The sequence below is a fragment of the Cellulomonas iranensis NBRC 101100 = JCM 18110 genome (assembly GCF_001552375.1).
Taxonomy (GTDB): Bacteria; Actinomycetota; Actinomycetes; order Actinomycetales; family Cellulomonadaceae; genus Cellulomonas; species Cellulomonas iranensis.
This window is the reverse complement of record NZ_BCRB01000159.1, coordinates 1-3,510: the sequence shown is the minus strand read 5'-3', so window position 1 is coordinate 3,510 and position 3,510 is coordinate 1. Positions and strand designations below refer to the sequence as shown.

The window sequence follows — 3,510 nt, the reverse complement described above, 5'->3', positions numbered from 1 at the left end:
CCGGCGCCGCCCGGGTCGTGGTGACCGGGGCGGGCGCCGGCGTGGCGACCGGTGCGAGCGGTTCGGTGACGGTCATCGGCGGCAGCCCCCTGCGCACGACGACGGACGCGTGAGCGCCCGCGTCAGAGCGTGACCTCGACGCGGACGGTCGACCCGGCGGGCGCGTACGGCACGTGGTTGCCCTCGACGGGCGTGCCGTCGACGACCAGCGCACCGCGTGCGCCGCGCGCACCCGAGTTCGTCACCGTGATCTCGTACGTCGCGCCCCGCGCGACGCGGGTGACGGTGAAGGACGGGACGTCGGGGCCGATCTGCGGGTCGACGACCAGGCCGTCGTAGTCGGGGCGGACCCCCAGCAGGTACTGCGACACGGCCACGAAGTTCCACGCCGCGGTGCCCGTGAGCCACGAGTTCTTCGCCTCGCCCGCGCGCGGCGCCTGCTTGCCGGCGATCATCTGCGCGTAGACGTACGGCTCGAGCTTGTGGACGTCGCTGATCTCCTCGCGGTACGCCGGGGTGATCCGCTTGTAGTAGTCGAACGCCTTGTCGCCGCGGCCGACCACGGTCTCGGCGATGATCACCCACGGGTTGTTGTGGCAGAAGATGCCACCGTTCTCCTTGTACCCGGGCGGGTACGTGGAGACCTCGCCGAGCTCGATCTGGTACGTCGTGTACGCGGGGTACTGCAGCACCAGGCCGTGCGGCGTGCCGAGCATCTCGTCGACCGCGTCGAGCGCCTGCACGGCGGGTGCCGCGGTGTCGTCGGGGCCCTCGCCCACGCCGATGCCGGCCATGACCGCGAAGCCCTGCGGCTCGATCCAGATCTTGCCCTCGGGCTTGGCGTCGGTGCCGACGGGGTTGCCGAAGAAGTCGTACGCGCGCAGGAACCAGCGGCCGTCCCAGCCGTGCTCGAGCACGGCCTCGCGGACCTCGTCGACGACCTTGCGGGCCTGCGACGCGACCTCGGTGAGGCCCCGGCGCTCGGCGAGCGCGGCGTACTCGGCGCCGTAGAGCACGAACTGCGCCGCGATGAACACGGACTCGGCGTGCCCGCCGGCCTGGTTCTCGGTGGTCTGGAACGACTCGCCCGGCTCGGTCGAGAAGCAGTTGAGGTTGAGGCAGTCGTTCCAGTCGGCGCGGCCGATGAGCGGCAGGCCGTGCGGGCCGCGGTGCTGGACCGTGAACTCGAACGAGCGCGTCAGGTGCTCGAACAGCGGCACCTCGGAGCCGGGCTCGTTGTCGAACGGCACGGGCTCGTCGAGGATCGACCAGTCGCCGGTCTCCTTGACGTACGCGGCGACGCCGGCGATGAGCCACAGCGGGTCGTCGTTGAAGCCCGAGCCGATGTCGTTGTTCCCGCGCTTCGTCAGCGGCTGGTACTGGTGGTACGCCGAGCCGTCGGGGAACTGCGTCGACGCGATGTCGACGATGCGCTCACGCGCACGGTCCGGGACCAGGTGCACGAAGCCGAGCAGGTCCTGGTTGGAGTCACGGAAGCCCATGCCGCGGCCGATGCCGGTCTCGAAGAACGAGGCCGAGCGCGACATGTTGAACGTGACCATGCACTGGTACTGGTTCCAGATGTTGACCATCCGGTCGAGCTTCTCGTCGCCCGAGCGCACCGAGTACGTCGACAGCAGGTCGGTCCAGTAGGTCTGCAGCGCCTCGATCGCGGCGTCGGCCTGCGCGGCCGTCGCGAAGCGCCCGAGCAGCGCGTGCGCGCCCTCCTTGTTGACGACCTGGTGGGCGTCGTCGGCCCACTTCGCGTCCTGCGGGTTCTCGAGGTAGCCCAGGACGTACACGAGGTCGCGGGTCTCGCCCGGGGCCAGCGTGACGCGCACCGAGTGCGAGCCGATCGGGTACCAGCCCGACGCGACCGAGTCCGCCGAGACGCCCGCGCGCGGCACGGCCGCCTCGCCCAGCGAGTTGTACGCGCCGACGAACGTGTCGCGGTCGGTGTCGAAGCCGTCGGCGCGCGTGTTCACGCCGAACACGGCGTAGTGGTCGCGGCGCTCGCGGTACTCGGTCTTGTGGTAGATCGCCGACCCGTGCGGGCTGTCCTGCTCGACCTCGACCTCGCCGATCGACAGGTTGCGCTGGTAGTTGGTCTGGTCGTCCTGCGCGTTCCAGAGGCAGAACTCGACGAACGAGAAGAGCGTGACGGTCTTCTCGGCGTCGGACGTGTTGGTGACGGCGACGCGCTGCACCTCGGCGTTCTCGCCGAGCGGCACGAAGAACGTCGTCGCGACGCGCAGGCCGTTGCGCTCGCCCGTGATGCGCGAGTACCCCAGGCCGTGCCGCGCCTCGAAGTGGTCGAGGTCCGCCTTGACCGGCAGCCACGACGGGGTCCACACGTCGCCGCCGTCGTTGACGTACAGGTACCGGCCGCCCGCGTCGGCGGGGATGTTGTTGTAGCGGTACCGCGTCAGGCGGCGCATCTTGGCGTCGCGGTAGAACGAGTATCCGCCGGCCTGGTGGGACAGCAGCGAGAAGAACTGCTCCGACCCGAGGTAGTTGATCCACGGGTAGGGGGTGTGGGGCGTCGTGACGACGTACTCACGTGCCGCGTCGTCGAAGTGGCCGAACCGCATCGCATGCCTCTCGTGCCTCGTCGCACGGCCGGCCGGCGGGGCGTCGCACGCGGCGCGCCCAGGTGTCAGCGACCCTGCTCAGGTACCTGGTCGACCGTCGGCGGGGCCGACGGGTGGTGCAGCACCGGCGTCTGCGTCGGAACGTCCCGCGGGAGAACGGCGAGAGCGCTCCCACACCGGAGCGCGGACAGCATAACCCGAGAGTCGCGGGACCCGGAACGACCCGGCACCTTTCACCGTCGGGCGCGCGGCCCAGGGCCCCGCACGCGAGCCCGGGCCGAAGGTCCCTGGACGCACGAGTCGGACGCATCGGGAGGAACCCGGCGCGGCCGGGATGAAGTGCGGTGTGAAAAGGCCGGGCCCCGCGCCCGCGGGAGCCCGCCCCCGCGGACCATCTGAGGCGCGCAGAGCCCCGTCGGTCGCACCGGCCCCGCCGCGCACACCCCCGCTCACCGGACCGCGCCGTCGGCGCACGCCCGGACGACCCCTGGAGGATCCGTGCCCCTGAGGCAACCCCCCGCCCGCACGGCGCGCCACGCGCAGGCCACCCGCCCGCGCCACGGCCGCACCGCCACCACCACGCTCACCGTGCTCGGCCTCGCGCTCGGCGGCGGCCTCGGCCTCGTGCTGCCCGCACCCGCGTCGGCCGACCCCGGCCCCGCGGCCGCGACCAGCGCGTTCGCCGTCGGCGACACCGTCGCGGGCACCGTGCCGGACGGCGTCTGCTCGGTCGTCGCCACGGTCGTCGGCGGCGCCGGCGGCCGGTCGGCCGCGGGCGGCGTCGGGTCCAACGGCGCCGGTGCCGCGATCACCGCGACGTTCGACGTGCTGCCGGGCACCGCGTTCAGCGGCAGCGTCGGCGGCGGCGGGCGGGCCAACGTGCGCGCGGCCGGCGGCGCCGGCGGCGTGGGCGGCGGCG

The 3,510-nt window shown here is 72.7% G+C and carries 1 protein-coding gene and 1 pseudogene; one reads left to right on the top strand and one right to left on the bottom strand.

Annotation, left to right across the window (positions count from 1 at the left end):
- Positions 1–122 precede the first annotated feature (122 nt).
- Positions 123–2,591, bottom strand: coding sequence for a glycoside hydrolase family 94 protein (locus tag CS2_RS17915; RefSeq protein ID WP_070320986.1), 2,469 nt, complete (start codon positions 2,589–2,591; stop codon positions 123–125).
- 498 nt (positions 2,592–3,089) lie between these two features.
- Between CS2_RS17915 and CS2_RS17910 the strand changes: the two are divergent.
- A pseudogene (locus tag CS2_RS17910) lies at positions 3,090–3,510 on the top strand (hypothetical protein); the annotation flags it as partial.